The organism is Paenibacillus sp. FSL H3-0457, from assembly GCF_037981725.1.
GTDB classification, from domain to species: Bacteria; Bacillota; Bacilli; order Paenibacillales; family Paenibacillaceae; genus Paenibacillus; species Paenibacillus amylolyticus.
This window is the reverse complement of the sequence record NZ_CP150283.1, coordinates 1,662,233-1,678,866: the sequence shown is the minus strand read 5'-3', so window position 1 is coordinate 1,678,866 and position 16,634 is coordinate 1,662,233. Positions and strand designations below refer to the sequence as shown.

The following is a 16,634-nucleotide window of genomic DNA, read 5'->3' as shown; positions in this document are numbered from 1 at the left end:
TAGAAACACCATATCCATAATCATACCATAATCTGTCTATATAAGTTGAATTAAAGAAACGAATGACTAGAACCTGACACAGAGCCGGTCAATGATCGTCATAGGCAGTTTCATAATCTCGTCCATGAATGCTGTACGTTGGTTCGAATTTCAGTAACCGTGTGGTAGAAGACGTTGTTAATCACATCGGATTTAAGCCATTTCCATCTCCGTGAGGAACGGGATCAGCAGCTTGGCATGGTGGATTCGGGCATTGTCCAATATCATCACAATTTTGCCTGTGGGGTATTCATTTCCAACCTTTTTCAAGAAACATAGAAATGTTTCTGCGGTATACTGCTCATCTTCCTGCCACACAATCTTGCCTGTTACATAGTCCACAGTTGCCAGCAGTTCGACTCCGCGATGTTTACCTGTGGTTGGAATCATCCGTTGCTTTCTGCGGAGAAACCACGTTTTCTGAATCACTTGGTAGTCGCGAATCATGGATTCATCTTCAAAAAGGACATGTTGAATTTCTTCCTTTATCACTCTTTTTTTAAGTTGGGAAACGTGGATTCTGTAAAGATTCGTTGTTTTTCTTCGTTCGCCGCTGCCAAGGTATACGTTGGTTTGGTGTATCTTAGTCCCTGGCGATGCATCATTTTGGAGATACCACGAAGCGAATACGTTATGCCAAATTCCCGCTCAATCAGGGCAGCAATGATCTCCAGTGTCCAATTGTGCCGCGCCGTAAAGCCTACATCATGCGGAACGGAGCCCACGATCGTTTGTTTCAACTGTTCTTGTTGTTCTGAAGTTAGGTGCACCTGGTGAATGATTCATTTGGAGACCCGAAAGCCCTCCGCTTTGATACGCCACAATGTAACCTTTTACGGTTTTCGCACTTCGATTTATCATATGAGCAATTTGATAAATTTCGGTTCCTTGCAGAAACAAATACAGTGTCTGGTACCGTTTGTACATCCGACGTTTCTTTGCTTGCTTCATCGCAGTTTCGATCTCTTGAAAGGATACTTTAAAGTCCATTAAATTCCCCTGCCTGTCTGAAGTTATTGTCTATATTACTTCGACAAGTAGCCACAAAATCCTTACCATAGTTTTCTAATCTTTAATTCAACTTATATAGATACTCAGCCTTTTAACCCCAGCAATGTATCCGTCTAGCTCTTGACAAAAAAAAGAAAGACCCCTGGGTTTAACCGATAAAATTCTAGGGAGTGCACTTTTTATAGCCATAAAGGGACAAAAGTTTAAAACGTATTCGGAGCAGGTTAAAAAGAGGCCATTCGTCTTCATACTGTTGAGGGTCGACTTACCGAAAGATTAATGAACATTTGGGGATTCATGACCCAGGACGAATGAAGAGATGGATGTGAAAATACCGGTAACAAGGCGAGTTCGGACTGATGGATCAGCGAGGTCGCCGAAAAGCATTCATGGATCAAGACCGATATCCGCAACACTTGAACCGAGAGAATGAGTTACTAAAAAAGTGCTTGGTAACCTGAAAGTCGGAAGCAAACAAGAGAGATTTCAGATCATGGAAAAGGTAGCGGCATACGGTGATATCCAGAAACTCTGTCATGTGTTTGGCGTTTCCCGAAGGGGGTTTATACCTATGTAAAACGCAAACGAATCGATCGCAACGCAAAGGCGAAGAAATAGGTGTTTCAAACGTATCAACGAAATGAAGGCAAATATGGTTATCGATAGCTCCAGTTATTCCTTTGGCAAGGTCAAGGGACTTGGATGAACGACAAAAAGGTGCTCCACCTGATGCAAATGCTCGGTATCCAATCTCGAATTCGTCGTAAACGACGCTCCAGTAGCTTGTTTGCACCTGCACAGCGTGTAGCAGAGAACCACTTGAAGCGAGACTTCAGTGCGGAAAAACCGAATCAGAAATGGGGAACGACATGACCCAGTATCGTGTGGGCGAGCTCGGGATATATCTTTAAGCCATAAAAGAAAATAGGCGAACGCAACGACAATGAACTGGTGCTCCCCACATTCAGCAAAGCATTTGCAAAGCAAAAAGACGTGACCGGGCTGGTCGTTCACAGCGACCAGGGGTTCCAGTACACGTCTCATGCTTACCACGACATGCTGCCAAAGTTTGGTGCCCAAATCAACATGTCTCGCCGAGGAAATTGTTATGACAATGCATCTCTGGAGAGTTTCTTCTCGCATCTGAAAGCGGAAGGACTCTATCCTTATCATATGATAGTAAATGCTCATGATTTTAACATAATCTTGAATGTGAAAAAGTACTTCCTTCAATGGAACATAATCGCTCGATCATGATAGACTATAACATTCAAAACTACCTATCGAGGTGAGGTTGGTGAGGTAAGGATCAGAGATAGTATAGCGAGACTCGATCTAAGCAAGCATCTTCAGATTTTCCAAGACAGTATATAAGTAAACGGCATCGATGTGTTTCTTGAGAGAATGTGCATCATCTACTATTGTTACTGAATAATTGATTTTCTTTTGTATATATACGACAATCACTTTCCTCTTCTATCTGGGCATAGATTGAAATTTTAAATTTAAAAACTGCATAAAATCAGGTAAGAAAGAGTAACAGTGCGTGTTCAAAAAGACCGATTTTCAGTACCGAGAAGATGGGATGAATCTAGAAATGGAGTAGCGGAGCGTAGGGAAACTACGTGAGCAACGGACATTTCGGCTGAATTCCAACTTCGATGCTGATGATGCCACTAGGCATTCTTCGTAATCAAAAGCGGACTTTTTGAACAACCTCTAACAGAAACAATTTGAAGAAGTGACTTTACCTGAGCTAAAGAACAGTTAATCTAGTGAAGATCGACCATCTATTGTTCGAAGATGAATTCATGATTAAAGCTCTTTTTTTATATAATATTACTTAAACACAAAATTAAACTCACTAAAGATCTTGACTCATGCCGAACATAAAAGAGCGAAACTGTTTACTACCATCGACTACAAAACCTATAATTCACCCAGAAGAGGAAAAGTTCGATGTAACGACCTTTCATCGGTTTTTGGTCGATCGCCCGTAGGCATATCCCAAAGTGGACTCGTTATTGTTTCAGACAACGCTCACACTTATCATTCAGATAAGATCCAGCTCTTTCTTCATGAGCATCCAAGACTGCGCTTGTTTTTTTTGCCTAAGTATAGTCCTCAGCTTAATCCTGTCGTAGGGTTGTGAAACAATATGTCGTAAACAATGTCTTTCTTATAAACTTCACATCATCCGTTTTTGTAGCCTTCATGAAATGGTTCAATTAGTGCCCTCTTGAAGTAATTGATAGACTACTGGTTCGTTCATAATTTTCACAGTTCAATCTATATGGTAATATTCAACAAAAATCAGTTAGAAACTATACAAAATCCAAAAGGGGGACTAGTACTGTCTTTCGTAGCCTGTACATGTCGCTTTTTTTACTGAACATTATCGTAATACTTTATTCGCCTCTCTGTTTCCTTCCGAGTTTATATATACTGGAGAGTCAAAAGTTCTTGTCAAAAAATCGTTGCATAGAAAAATAACCAATTTAGCTAATTATGGTATCCTTTAGTTCTCACACGAAAGGAATAATCGCCATCTGGGTTACAATAAGCAGTTTACCCCATTTGCGAGCGCTTGAACATACCTATGCTCAAAACATTAAATGAACATTTACTTCCGTTTCGTTCTTGCTTTTCCAGACAGGCCACGTTCGAGTGGTTTATTGCGATCATCGTCGGCTTTATGCTGCACTCCGACCATCTCGGGGTCACTTCCGTCATTCGAGATCTTTCCCTGCGTGGTCGTTGCTATAAAACACTCCTTCACTTTCGCCGCTCTGCACTCTTACTGCTGATTCAGAATCGTGTCGTCCTTGTAGGTGACAGGATGAAGCAGGCGAAGGAAGGTATCCGGATGTCGGGAGTCAAGAAACTTCATCAGGAATCCTAGATCGTCTCCAAAGATTCCTACATCTTCGGGCATTTGTTTGGAGCGATTGGCATTCTGGTCGGAGATTCTCGAAAATGGTTTAGTTTGCTCTTTTTCATGAATCTGCAAAACGGCATTAAAACCATTTTAGGCTGGAAGAAAACAAATACCGAGACGCAAATGCCTTCTCATGTTGTACAAATGATTGAACAAGTATTTGAGGCCGCCAAAGGCTTCGGTCAAGCGCCGCTGCTCTTGGATCGCTACTTCTTTGTCGGTTCCGGCTTTGAAATGCCTACAGGCCTGCCACTGAGGTCAAAGGAACGACCCTGAAACTCCGTTCCTAATTTCAAGTAGCTTTTGGTGACTTTAAAAAAGGTTATACTCCAACGCAACCCGTAGCTCTTCCAATCTCGTTCTCATCCAGCTTCACGTCTGTGCTTAAAATAGCAAGCTATCCCCCCTTTTTTATTCTGGTTGCGCACAAAGAGAAACTTCACAGAAGACCACACGACGTGTGTACAATCATAGAAGCTTTGACGTCTTTTGAGTCGGATTTGGGCAGACATTGAAACACTTCATGTGGACTCATTCGCTTTCCTTGATCATCTCAATCACGGAAAGCTATCTGCGAACTGACGAAGCAGAGGTACCTTCGTAAACCAGCTATCCATGAGCACGTAATTGACTGTAAACCCTTCATGTAAAGCCTGATCCAGCAAGTGAACAACTGCATTCGGCGTTTGTATCTGATACTGCGTTTCGTGAAATGGGAAGCGATTTCGCAAAAACGATTGACCAGCTTAGCTGAGGACAGCATGACAAAATCCAGCTGAGTTAAAGCTAAAACCTTCGTACCAACCGAGCGTGAGCATGATTTAGCCTTCAGTGATTTTGCCTGTAGAATGGTCAAACACACGTGCCAGCCGCTCAGCTTTTTTACTCCGGTTTCGGCTAAGTACCGAATCGTCAACAATAAATACACGCATCCGTTTGGAGGAAATGAGCGATTCAAAATGGCGTGCGATCCGAAGGCTTACCGTCTGCAAAAATCGCCGCCACGAAAAAGAAGATTGATTCAAGAACCGATAGACAACATCTTTACCTAGAAGGTCTGCACCGCGGTCGCTCCCAAAAGACGAAACCAGTTCTTTCCTTCGAAGACCAGCGAGAATACGATCCGAAAAATCGCCAAACTGGAAAGACCGAACAATTTGGAAATGCCTGTTTCGTAGAGCTTTCCCAATACGAAGCGTGGCAAAAAGTTTGGAAAAACGAGACTGTTCCGACAGGAAATGTTGTTGTACCATAGAGTTAAAGACCTTTTTGGTTGGCATGGTTGGTCGCACTTCCATGATACCCAACAAGCGAGTTTTTTTGTCAATAGAATTAGTTTTGTTGAAATTCCCTTACACCCACAAGGGGGTTAGCTCGATATTCTAGGTGCGAAAGTTGAGTTATTTACTGTACTTGCCCAAAACTAGTTCCATGAAATATAAATAGAGACACACTTGACTCTCTGCGTAAAATAGAAGTACGACCAACTACTCTCGCAGGAGAGAAAAGACATGTCTCATACGTTTATTTTATCACAAGAAGACCACTGAACAATCGGTTTGAAGAGTGGAAGCTTTCACTCTTTTTCTCCAAAACTGTCCTTCACCACATCAAACACTTCGTGGATGGGATGCTTTCAACCGGATTTACGGGAACGTTAACGGATATTCAAAGGGAAAGCTTGAAGGAACGAGATCGTCGGACACTGAGTCATTTCTTAACTCAAGGAAAATGGGATGCTTCTTACCTGGAACGCATCGTTCAACGTGTCGCTTTTCAGCAGGTTAAAGCGTGTGCTCAGCGAGAATGTAGCCCCATGTTCGTTATTCTGGATGACGCCGTGTGTGAAAAAATCCAGCCTTCGTCACAGGCCGCACACATGATTCAAGGGGCTTCATTTCAACATTCTCACCTCAAGCGGCGGCATGTTTATGGGCACGCAGTGGTTCAAACCCTACTTCGCTCAGGGGATCAGGTCTTTCCTTTTGCCACAGCGTGTTACTATCCACAAGGAAAAAGTAAAATCGAACTCGCGGGTGATATGATTCAGGCCGTCCCGATGTCTTCCTGCCGGACCTACGTCCTGATGGATTCGTGGTATCCATCTACTTCCGTACTTCAAACCTGCGCGGAGCGCGGCTTTCATGTCATTAGTGGTTTGAAAACAAACCGAATTTTCTATCCGCAAGGCATCCGTCAATCACTCCAAAGCTTTGCTTCGTACATCTCGAAAACGGATACCGATCTGGTGACCATTGGCTCCTCCGCTTACCGAGTATATCGTTATGAAGGCAAGCTTAATTTAGTAGAGAACGCTGTATTGCTCCTGCGTTGGAAAGATGGAGAAGGCATTGATCCCAAGCAAATGAAAGCTTTTCTATGTACGGATGTTTCCCTGAGTAATGGAGAAATATTGAACTTTTACAGCAAACGTTGGACCATTGAAACCTATTTTCGTACGGTGAAAGTTCAGCTGGCCATGGAGCGTTACCAGGTTCGTTCAGCTCAGGGCATTGACCGTTACTTGACCCTGCTCTTTTTTTCCGCGCTGTGTTGTACGTGTCGTAACCACGGAAGCTTAATCGACGGGATACATGGCTACCGCATTCAGAAAAAGCATGACATGATTGAATATATCTGCAACCAAGCTCAGCGCGGGGCGACATTAGACCAAATTAAAACGCGGCTCAGAGTCGCATAGGGATACTGTCAGGTTTTTTAACTTACAAATATTTGAATAGATTATTGGCAAGTACAGTTATTTATTTTAATATAAGTGTTTCTTTTTACCTTTCATTAAATTTCTATACGAGCTAGGAGATATACCAAAATATTTATTAAATATAGATGTGAACTGCGATTGAGATACATAGCCAATTTTATTTGCAATTTCACCAATGGATAATTCACTATTAATAATAATGTCTAAAGATTTTTTCATTCGGAAAGCTTGTAAAAACTTTATAGGAGAGATATTAAAAACCTTCTTATACATAAAAGAAAGATAGGGAGGAGTACATTCTATTAATCCGGCCAAATATTCCAGGGTTAATGGATCATTATAGTGCTTACGTATTGTACGATTGACAATTATTAGTCTCTGATCAATTTTCCCATGAAGTTTACAGTCAAATTTATGTGGATATCTAGAAATCAAAAAGATACTTTCTAATAAAGAACTGTTTAATAACTCAATATTTTTCTCTTTGATCTCTTGGTTATAGATTAAAGAGAAAATTTCTTTAAGCTGTGAGTAACCTATAGAATTCTTTTGAATTACAATCGGAAGTTTTACATTATTAACCAATGACTCAGACACAGTGAATACTATTCCACTAATCTGAATTAAGGAGCTCACATTGTTATGAATTTTAATATTTTTTGATACTACAAAAGAATCTGGAAGCATTATAATTTTTTTTTTTGAAATACTAATAGAGGTAGTGAATTTGAAGTGCATCAAACAAAGATCATTTAAATCCATTCCCCATGGCAGGGCATTTCCTGATAGTAAAATTTCTTGCTTTCTAATGAGCTTGATTTTAAGCATATTAATATCTTCCTTTACATGATTTTAAGTATGGGAATGGGCTTTTTAGCTCACTACTTAGATAAGTTCTACTCATCGTTAGCACTTTCCCTATTTCTTTCCTATGAATATAATACCTTCTATTGTAAAATTATGAAATATATTTTCAAAGTTGGGACATATCTCGTTAGTAATATAGCGGATTGTAATTACCTATTTATCTAATGGATTGTAATATGAAGTGCGACACCTACTGGAAATAAATAAAAAGGGCCCATGGTCGGATTCGTGTGGCATGAAAGTTCACACACACTCATTCACACAAGGAGAATTCACCATGGGGTATACACATCTTAGCATAATTGAGCGCAGCAAGTTAGAAATTTTCCACCAGCAAGGTCATAGTTCACGAGCCAATGCAAAAGAGCTGGGAAGGCATCCGTTGACGATTTACCGGAATTGGAGTGTGTGCCGTTCTAAGGCAACCCTATCATGCAAAACAAGCCCATCTTATCAGGCACGCCGTAAAGTTTCTGTCTCTCTTGGGAAATGGTCAAGTGAACTGGCTGTTTCCTTGGAGGAAAAGCTTCAGGCGACGTGGTCTCCAGAGCAAATCACGGAACGGTTACGTACGCAAGGCTTGCCTGTAATCTCTTTCAAGATCATCTATCGCTGGATCTACGAGGGACGCTTAGTTCGAAGCGAACTACAAGTTCTTCGGCACAAAGGAAAGCGTCGAAAACCGACAGAAACTCGTGCAAATTCACGATTGGCCGTTCCATTTCGGATCGCCCGAAAGAGGTTCGTTCCCGTGAAATATTTGGCACTGAGAACTTGATACCTTTGTATCGGGGCGTGGGAAAAGCAAAGGATGTGTAGCCACGTTAATAGATCGCAAGACACGCCTATATACCGCTATCCTCATGCCCGATCGTACCGCTTTGTCGATGGAAATTGCCCTTGGTGTAGCGATCTCACAGCACCCCACAGGGATCTTCCTCACAGCTACAGCTGACCGAGGAGAAGAATTTGCATGTTATGCGAGTTGGGAAACTGCCCATAAACGAGAATACGAACGGGTTACTGCGAGAGTTTCTCCCTTAAGGTACCTATCTCGCTCAAGTAGAGGATAAAGATCTCGCCCATTCACTCCGTCTAATCAATCACAAACCACGAAAATGTTTAGGTTGGAGAACCTCTCACGAATCTTTCATAGAGGAGCTTTCACACTTGGTTTGACAATCAGTCATCTATAAACGACTAGCTCTAATTTTCTCATCTCGAGCCTTATCCAGCAAAACTAGTAGAGCTGCCATTTCAGCCAATGCAGCTTCGTTTACCAAGCATTTTTTCTTGACTCGCGGCCTGGACGGTACTACACAACATGAGATTTGAATAAATATTAATGTACTATTAATTTTGGGGTAATATCGATTTAAGGCTATTTTCAGTGACATTACTAAACTTTCTCTGAACCCACAATGTAATTAAGTCTCTTATCACATAATGGCCACTTTCACTATTTGTTAGAATAATAAGAGCCGAGTTACAGTTAGTAGTAAATATGAACGAAGAACTCCATCCATTGATATGGCCATTGTGAAAAATAATACGATTACCATTTGCAAGTGTCGTTATTTGGAAACCCAATCCGTAGGGAATCGCTCTATGGACACGAGAATGAAGCATACTAAGACTACTTTTATTAAGCAAGCCAGTATAGTTTATATTGGCTTGCACAAATTTAGTTATGTCGGGAAGAGTTGATAAAAGCCCAGCTGCGGCTTTCTCGGGAAATATCTTTTGTGGTAATTCTTCTCCGAAAAGATTATATGATCGAGATATTTCTTTATCAAGCACTGATTCCCATTTATAAGTACTTTTTCGAAGTCCTAATGGTATCAGTACCTTACTTTCCATGTAAACCTCAAAACGATCACCCGTTACCTCTTCAATCAATAATTGTAAAATTGTGTATCCAGCTCCTGTATATAAAAAACGGTTTCCAGGCGGATGGAGGAGTTCTACTTTAGTTGTAAATGAGTATTTTCCTTTTAAAGATTCTTCTAATGTATAAACTTCTCCCGCTAATTGAATTCCTTGGTATTCAACTGGACATATCCCACTTGTGTGCGAAAGTAATTGTCTTACTGTAACTTTATTGGAATCGTAAGAATTAGATGGAATCTTCCATTTTGTTAAGTAATTATTCACAGGATCATCTAATTTAATTTTCCTTTCTTGAACAAGTAACATTATCCCCCATGCTGTTACTGGCTTAGATAAAGATGCTACCTGAAAAAGATGATCATCAGACATTGGAATTTTATTTTTAATCTCAGCAAATCCATAAGTTGAAATAAGTGGTGCTTGTTCGTTTTCAATTATACTGATACCCATACCAGGAATAATATTTTTGTTTTCTATTTTTGATATAAATTCATCAAGTTCTTCTTTTAACATGAAATTCTCCTTCTATTAAAATTTGAATTCGGGTAATTTATTATAAGTTTGATCAAGTCTGAGATCTATGACGGCTACGGATCGACTTCACTTAGTTGGACAGAAAATTAAGGGATATATAGACCCCAATTAAGTTCATAGCCTTACTAGCAGGCGATCGACGGTTCTCAGCAGATGCTTATTGATTGGCTTCATAAATTGGCTCACATGAATCTTAATCTTATAGAACTTTTCAAAAAAGACATTGTTCACTACATTTGCTTTGAGCCATAGCCATTAGCCCTTCAACCGGATTAAGGTTTGGGCTGTAAGGCGGTAGAAAGACCAACTGCATACGTGGATGTTCCGTAAAAAAAGGCTGTAACTCCGTAGCATGATTGATCCGGTTGTTGTCCAGAATCAAGGCGATTTTCCCACTTGGATACGCGGAGAGAAGATCCTGAAGAAATCGAATAAAGGCTGTGGTATCAGCCTTTTCTTCTTCCCGGTGATGCACCTGCCCGGTTTAATAATTAATCGCACCGAACAACTTGGCTCCTTAGTGGTTACCGTACGTTGGCACTTTACGTTGTCTGCCACGCGGAAACCAATTGTATTGCAGCGCTTGATAGGATCGGATCATCAATCCGTCTTCAAAGAGCAAATGATCAATTTTTTCCGCTTCAACCTGTTTCTTGAGCGCTGCAAAGGTGTGCTTTTTGAAATATGCATGAGCGTCCTCGTCTGCGTTGACAAGCGTATACGTGGCTTTGGTAAAACTGAAGTTCATCCTTTTTAGTATCTCTCTGATCACACGCACGCTCATGTTGATGCCAAACTCCCGTTTGACGCGCGCGACTGAGTAGATTACCGATCTCTTCAAACGTATGTCCTTCCAGACGAAGACGGACTGCTAGGTAACTTTCGTAGAGTCGTTTGTACCATGTTTGTTTCATCGCTGCATTCAACCACTCGATTTCTTTGTTACTCATATTCATCGCCAAATCGGGTAAATTATTACTATTCTTTACCCGATTTGGCGACTGGAATGACTCGGCAGTTTCTTAAATACTTTCTATATAGTACTGGACAGTCAAAAGTTCTTGTCGAAATTAACGCATAGAAAAATAACCCAGCTGAGCGAATTATGGTATCCTTTAGTTCTCACACGAAAGGAATAATCGCCAGATGGGTTACAATAAACAGTCTATCCCATATGCGAGCGATTGAACATACCTATGCTCAAATACATGAATCAACTTCTACTTCCATTTCGCTCTTGCTTCTCTCATAAAGCCACCTTCGATTGGTTTGTCGTGATCATCGTCGGCTTTATGCTGCGCTCCGACGCTCTAGGCGTGACTTCCGTCATTCGGGACCTCAACCTGAATAGCCGCTGCTATGAGACACTGATTCACTTCTTCCGTTCGTCCGGCTGGTCCACCTCCATGCTAAGGCAGAAGTGGCTTCAGGTCGTGCGCCGGCATGCACCTTTGCTCGTGATTCAGAATCGCGTGGTCCTCGTCGGCGATGGCATGAAACAAGCCAAGGAAGGCCGCCGGATGCCAGGGGTCAAAAAACTCCATCAGGAATCCGAAAATGTTTCCAAAGGGGACTATATCTTTGGTCATTTGTTCGGCGCTATTGGCATTCTGGTCGGCGATTCCCGGAAATGGTTCTGCTTACCTTTGTTCATGAATCTACAAGACGGTCTCCAAACCATTCTGGGCTGGAAGAAGTTCGCGAGCGAAGTAGAGACGCCTTCCCATGTCGTTCAGATGATTGAACAGGGTTTCGAGGCTGCGAAAGGCTTCGGTCAAGCGCTGCTACTGTTGGATCGGTACTTCTTGTCGGTTCCGGCCTTGGAGCGGCTGAATGCGTGCCACCTCGCTTCCGAAACACGCATGAACCTGGTCACCAAAGCTAAATCGAATGTGGTCGCCTACGAGCATCCTCCTGCGAAGAAGCCCGGACGTGGTCGACCGCCGAAAAAAGGCCAGCCGATTAAACTGAAGGCGTTGTTCACGACTCGTGCTGCCGATTTTCAAACGACAACCCTTTCGCTGTACGGCAAAGAAGAGACGGTCCAATTTCTGTGCCTAGATCTGCTTTGGGGCAGGGTTTATATCAGGAATTACACTTTGTCTTAGTCGTGTATGAGGGCGGCTGCTCCATTTTGGTCAGTACGGATTTGAGCCTAGCGGCGCCAGACATCATCCGCTTATACGGCTATCGCACTAAGATCGAGAGTATGTTCCGTGAAATGAAACAGGTGCTGGGTGCCTTTGGCTACCGCTTCTGGAGCAAGTCCATGCCGAAGTTAAACCGGTTTTTGAGAAATAAGGATGCGCGTCCCCTCGAAGCCGTAACGAACGAGCAAGACCGGCAGCGCATCCAGAAAACGATCCAGGCGATCGAGGGATTCGTCATGTGCCAGTGCATTGCGATGGGACTCCTGCAACTCGTTGCCTTGCAGTTTTCAGGCCGAACCACGGGGCTGTTTTTCCGCTATTTGCGAACGCCCTCCCATACGGTGGTCTCCGAAGCCAGTGTTGCTGCTTATTTGCCCAAATCTATTTTTCGCCTGTTTGCTCAAAATCCGCATGTATCCATAACGCAATAATTAAATCCAAGCAGGAAAACGCTGATGCGGAGCGCAATTCGCTGGTTTCTTCGCGTTGGAGAACTTTTTACTGATTAGTATAGTAGAGTAGAATAAACAGATAAAGATTAGCTATCCACAATGCCAAGAGTACGCCGGACATTTACAGCAGAATTCACCCCTGCTTTAATCAGCGCATTCAATGATCGTGATCCTATCCATCCCCTGTACTGTCTCTCCTTCGCAAGCCATCGGTTAGCCACCTTAAAATAACCAATATATTACATTTTATTATTTTAACCATACTTCGTGTAGTATATTTTCTTCATCCTTGAATCTTTGACCGCCTTTTCGTTGCCACGCTGCGTAGTGTAACTTACCTTGGGATGTCTCCACTTTGGTTTTCCGGAAATGCATGGCTAAAAAGTTAACAACGTCGCGACTACCCCATTTCTTTTGCATTTGCAGACTTTGCACAATACGGTGTTGCGTCCCTTTAGTACTTCGTTTCATCGAAATACAAAGGATACTTCCTTACACTCGGCTTCACAGATGAGTGGATCGGCTACACTTAGTTGGACAATAAAAATAATGGCTTGTAGAATAAATCTATCATATGAAGGAGCGGATCTCTACCATGCCTAAAACAACAACGACGAACGTTTACAACCGGGTTTAAAAAAACAGTTGGTGCAGCTCTATGAAAAGGGAAGTCCAGGTAGCCCTTGTGGAGGAATACGACCTCACCGCTTCGGCTTTAGATCGCTGGATCAAGCAATCGAAGGCAACCGGTTCCTTCAAAGAAAAGGACAATCGTTCGCCTGAAGAAAACGAATTAATCGCTATGCGTAAACAACTCCAACGTCTACGGATGGAGAATGATATTTTAAAGCAAGCCGCGCTGATCATAGGACGAAAGTAGCTATCATCCAAAATAACCGCGGTAAATACTCGGTATCAGCAATGTGTGACGTCCTCGAAATCGCGAAAAGCACGTTCTACTATGAAGCAAAGGAACAGCCCAAGGAAGATGAATTTACCAAAGCCATTGTGGAGATTTTCCACAAGAATCGCTGAAAGTAGCACTTCAGGAACAAGGAGTCATCGTCTCTCGAAGCCGTATAGGCCGAATCATGCGAGAACAGGGCCTCGTTTCCACGTATACCATTGCCCAGTTTAAGCCCCACAAAACGGCTTGTAATGAGGCAACGACGGCAAATGTATCTGATCGTGCGTTTGAACAGAAGGAAACCAACGTTTCGTTGTCAGCGATCTGACTTATGTGAAGGTAGGGCAAAGGTGGGACTACATTTGTATTCTCATTGATTTGTTCAATCGAGAGATTATAGGCCATAGCGCAGGTCCGGCGAAGGATGCGTGCCTTCGCAACGGTAGAGGGCGATATCAGCCAGATCCATTGTTTCATAAGGATCGCGGCAGCGAGTTTAACAACCAAACGATGGATCAGCTTCTCAAAACCTTTGGTATTGGCCGGTCACTCAGCAAGAAAGGATGTCCTTACGATAACGCCGTGGCTGAAGCCACCTACAAGTCATGAAAACGGAGTTTATCTACCGGATGGAATTCCAAAGCCTTCATCATCTAAAATTGGAATTATACGACTACGTCAACTGGTTTAACAAGCATCGCATTCACGGATCACTGGGTACATGACACCTGTTCAGTATCGTCAAGCAGCCCTTAAAAAAGTTGTCTGATTTAACGTTGACAATCCAATTTCCGTTGCGGCCGTTTTCGGTTGTAAAAACAAATATATTCCCCGATTTTTCTTTAATTGTTCCGGTAACCGTTCGGATATGATAAGAGTAGAGCCCTTCCGTTTTGAGATGGGAGAAGAAGCTCTCCATAAGAGCGTTGTCATAACAATTTTATCGACGAGACATGCTGATTTGGACACCAACCTTTGGCAGCATGTCATGGTAAGCATGGGACGGGTCGCTGTGTACGGCCGTCCAGTCACGTCTTTTTGCTTCGCAAACGCTTTGCTGAATGCGCAGAGCACGAGTTCATTATCCTTGCGTTCTCCCATTTCGGAAGCCAAAATTTCGTTTAAACAGATCCTTTATGGCTTAAAGATATACCCCGCGCTCGCCCACACGATACTGGGTCATGTCGTTCCCCATTTCTGATTCGATTTTTCCGCACTGAAGTCTCGCTTCAAGTGGTTCTCTGCTACACGCTGTGCAGGTGCAAACAAGCTACTGGAGCGTCGTTTACGACGAATTCGAGATTGGATACCGAGCATTTGCATCAGGTGGAGCACCTTTTTGTCGCTCATCCAAGTCCCCTGACCTTGCCAAAGGAATAACTGGAGCTGTCGATAACCATATTTGCCTTCATTTCGTTGATACGTTTGAAACACCTGTTTCTTCGCCTTTGCATCGCGATCGATTCGTTTGCGTTTTACATAGGTATAAACCCCCTCCGGGAAACGCCAAACACATGGCAGAGTTTCTGGATATCACCGTATGCCGCTACCTTTTCCATGATTTGAGATCTCTCTTGTTTGCTTCCGACTTTCAGGTTACCAAGCACTTTTTAGTAACTCATTCTCCCGGTTCAAGTGTTGCGCATATCGGTCTTGATCCATGAATGCTTTTCGGCGACCTCGCTGATCCATCAGTCCGAACTCCCCTTGTTCCCGGTTTTTTCACATCCATCTCTTCATTCGTTCTGGGTCATGAATCCCCAAATGTTCATTAATCTTTCGGTAAGTCCCCCCCTCAACAACAGTATGTTGACGAATGGCCTCTTTTTAACCTTCTCCGAATACGTTTTAAACTTTTATCTCTTTATGGTCATACAAAAATGAACCCCCTAGAATTTCATCGGTTAAACCCAAGGGGTCTTCCAATGTCTATTCTAATGCGTGCACTTCAATTCCGGCACTTCACCGGAGCAAGCTTATTAAGTTTGCGTCGCGACGGTTATGGTTATATAATCGTATGTATTTCTCAATGTCCATCCTTCTTTGAGGTGAAGCCATATTGCCTCCATCTTGTTTTCATATGAATATGTTTCTTAGACTGCTTTCTATTATTGGCATAAAAAATGGCACTCCTTGGTATCCCTCAGATAAACCAAGAGTTTATTACAATGTCTATTCTAAGGGTGCGCTTCACCCCTTCACGAGTGTCTTTTGATGCCACAGTAGGATTCACTTCATATCGAGGCCTTAGGTTGTCGCTCTATCTATCTCTGAAAGGTACTTTTGTCGATGTTTTCGCTATGTGCGAAGATCCTAGCCACAAAGGTGGCTGCCCTTCCCTTGATTAGATTTTCACCAACTGGATGATCCGTGTCTCTGCGCACGCCTACAATCATGACCAACCGTCCGACGGGTTGTTTGCTCATAGGGGGGGGGGACAAACTACGTCTAAAACTCTAGCCTGACCACAAATCTGTTCAAGCTCAGTGTTATTTGTCACTTTCACTCACCAGTTGCACTGGTTTATTTTCGCTCTTGTTGCTACTGAATGGATCTTTGTACTCTTGTATACTCAGCTTATCTATGGCTTAGTCATGTGCTTCTTGTTCACGTATATATTTTGCTACAGTTCCTTCATTTAAGCCCACTATACTCACATCATATCCGGCTGAACACCCTTATGTTGGACACTGCACCTCTTAACCAGATGCTCTAATAAAATTTCTCGGAATTGCTCTTGTTTCCTTCGAATTCTGTATTCAGACCTTGATTTCTTTCGGTTTTACCAGATTTTCTTTCAACGCATCGATATATTCATAGGGAGATAGGTCGTAAATACTTCCGTGAATCCGTTGCTGATTATAATCCTGAATAAACTGTGTGACGATCTCATAGGTCTCTGGATACGACTCGAATTCATGCCTTTGATAACATTCCGCCTCCAAAATAGAATGAAAAGATTCGATACGAGCATTCTTATTTGGTGTTCGTGGGGGAATCCGTTCATGAAGGATTCCAAACGTTTCACAAGCCTCTTCAAACCGGTGACTGATGAATTGTGGGCCATTATCCGAGCGTATAAAAGGCTTCGCTTCCATAGTATCTGACGCCTCATCAGGGCTTC

General features: G+C 42.6%; 12 protein-coding genes and 5 pseudogenes. 7 read left to right on the top strand and 10 right to left on the bottom strand.

Translation table 11 applies throughout. From position 1 onward, the window contains the following. Positions 1-66 precede the first annotated feature (66 nt). Positions 67-1,029: pseudogene (locus MHH25_RS07355) on the bottom strand (IS630 family transposase). Between the two features lie 723 nt (positions 1,030-1,752). Here MHH25_RS07355 and MHH25_RS07350 point away from each other — a divergent pair. Together MHH25_RS07350 and MHH25_RS07345 are read left to right on the top strand one after the other, a co-directional pair. Next, a complete protein-coding gene (locus tag MHH25_RS07350) occupies positions 1,753-1,923 on the top strand; it encodes a hypothetical protein (RefSeq protein WP_340019627.1) in 171 nt (56 codons plus the stop codon). Positions 1,924-4,048: 2,125 nt separating this feature from the next. After that, positions 4,049-4,264: a hypothetical protein gene (locus tag MHH25_RS07345; RefSeq protein WP_340019626.1), complete on the top strand. Its 216-nt coding sequence runs from the start codon at positions 4,049-4,051 to the stop codon at positions 4,262-4,264. Here MHH25_RS07345 and MHH25_RS07340 read toward each other — a convergent pair. Further along, positions 4,246-4,385 (bottom strand): annotated as a pseudogene (locus tag MHH25_RS07340) (IS4 family transposase); the annotation flags it as partial. The gene MHH25_RS07345 and the pseudogene MHH25_RS07340 sit on opposite strands and share 19 nt — an antisense overlap. 424 nt (positions 4,386-4,809) lie before the next feature. Beyond that, positions 4,810-5,268, bottom strand: coding sequence for a transposase (locus tag MHH25_RS07335; RefSeq protein ID WP_340019624.1), 459 nt, complete (start codon positions 5,266-5,268; stop codon positions 4,810-4,812). A 158-nt stretch (positions 5,269-5,426) separates the two neighbouring features. Between MHH25_RS07335 and MHH25_RS07330 the strand changes: the two genes are divergently transcribed. Next, entirely contained in the window at positions 5,427-6,689 is a 1,263-nt protein-coding gene (locus MHH25_RS07330; RefSeq protein ID WP_340020466.1) for an IS701 family transposase, read from the top strand. Between the two features lie 66 nt (positions 6,690-6,755). On the opposite strand, the gene MHH25_RS07325 is transcribed toward MHH25_RS07330, so the two are convergent. Continuing rightward, positions 6,756-7,538 (bottom strand): AraC family transcriptional regulator, encoded by a 783-nt coding sequence (locus MHH25_RS07325; protein ID WP_340019623.1) that lies wholly within the window; start codon positions 7,536-7,538, stop codon positions 6,756-6,758. A gap of 316 nt (positions 7,539-7,854) precedes the next feature. Between MHH25_RS07325 and MHH25_RS07320 the strand changes: the two are divergent. Beyond that, positions 7,855-8,756 (top strand): annotated as a pseudogene (locus MHH25_RS07320) (IS30 family transposase). A 174-nt stretch (positions 8,757-8,930) separates the two neighbouring features. Here the strand turns inward: MHH25_RS07320 and MHH25_RS07315 are convergent. From MHH25_RS07315 to MHH25_RS07305, 3 genes are all read right to left on the bottom strand, one after another. Beyond that, on the bottom strand, positions 8,931-9,980 hold the full coding sequence (locus tag MHH25_RS07315; RefSeq protein ID WP_340019622.1) for a serine hydrolase domain-containing protein: 1,050 nt from the start codon (positions 9,978-9,980) through the stop codon (positions 8,931-8,933). A gap of 232 nt (positions 9,981-10,212) precedes the next feature. After that, the gene (locus MHH25_RS07310; RefSeq protein ID WP_340019621.1) at positions 10,213-10,476 is read right to left on the bottom strand and encodes a transposase; all 264 of its coding nucleotides are present in this window, start codon (positions 10,474-10,476) and stop codon (positions 10,213-10,215) included. Positions 10,477-10,518: 42 nt separating this feature from the next. Beyond that, on the bottom strand, positions 10,519-10,785 hold the full coding sequence (locus MHH25_RS07305) for a winged helix-turn-helix domain-containing protein (protein ID WP_340019620.1): 267 nt from the start codon (positions 10,783-10,785) through the stop codon (positions 10,519-10,521). Between the two features lie 412 nt (positions 10,786-11,197). Here MHH25_RS07305 and MHH25_RS07300 point away from each other — a divergent pair, with 412 nt between their 5' ends. The 3 genes and pseudogenes from MHH25_RS07300 to MHH25_RS07290 all read left to right on the top strand — a co-directional run bounded on the left by MHH25_RS07300 (position 11,198) and on the right by MHH25_RS07290 (position 14,279). Then, positions 11,198-12,109: a transposase gene (locus MHH25_RS07300; protein ID WP_340019619.1), complete on the top strand. Its 912-nt coding sequence runs from the start codon at positions 11,198-11,200 to the stop codon at positions 12,107-12,109. Positions 12,110-12,135: 26 nt separating this feature from the next. Next, entirely contained in the window at positions 12,136-12,582 is a 447-nt protein-coding gene (locus MHH25_RS07295) for a hypothetical protein (protein ID WP_340019618.1), read from the top strand. A gap of 666 nt (positions 12,583-13,248) precedes the next feature. Beyond that, positions 13,249-14,279: pseudogene (locus MHH25_RS07290) on the top strand (IS3 family transposase). Positions 14,280-14,689: 410 nt separating this feature from the next. Here MHH25_RS07290 and MHH25_RS07285 read toward each other — a convergent pair. The 3 genes and pseudogenes from MHH25_RS07285 to MHH25_RS07275 form a co-directional block, all read right to left on the bottom strand. Further along, entirely contained in the window at positions 14,690-14,974 is a 285-nt protein-coding gene (locus tag MHH25_RS07285) for an IS3 family transposase (RefSeq protein ID WP_340020465.1), read from the bottom strand. Positions 14,975-16,098: 1,124 nt separating this feature from the next. Beyond that, positions 16,099-16,182: pseudogene (locus MHH25_RS07280) on the bottom strand (IS200/IS605 family transposase); the annotation flags it as partial. 87 nt (positions 16,183-16,269) lie between these two features. Beyond that, positions 16,270-16,608 (bottom strand): integrase core domain-containing protein, encoded by a 339-nt coding sequence (locus MHH25_RS07275; protein WP_340019617.1) that lies wholly within the window; start codon positions 16,606-16,608, stop codon positions 16,270-16,272. Positions 16,609-16,634 lie beyond the last annotated feature (26 nt).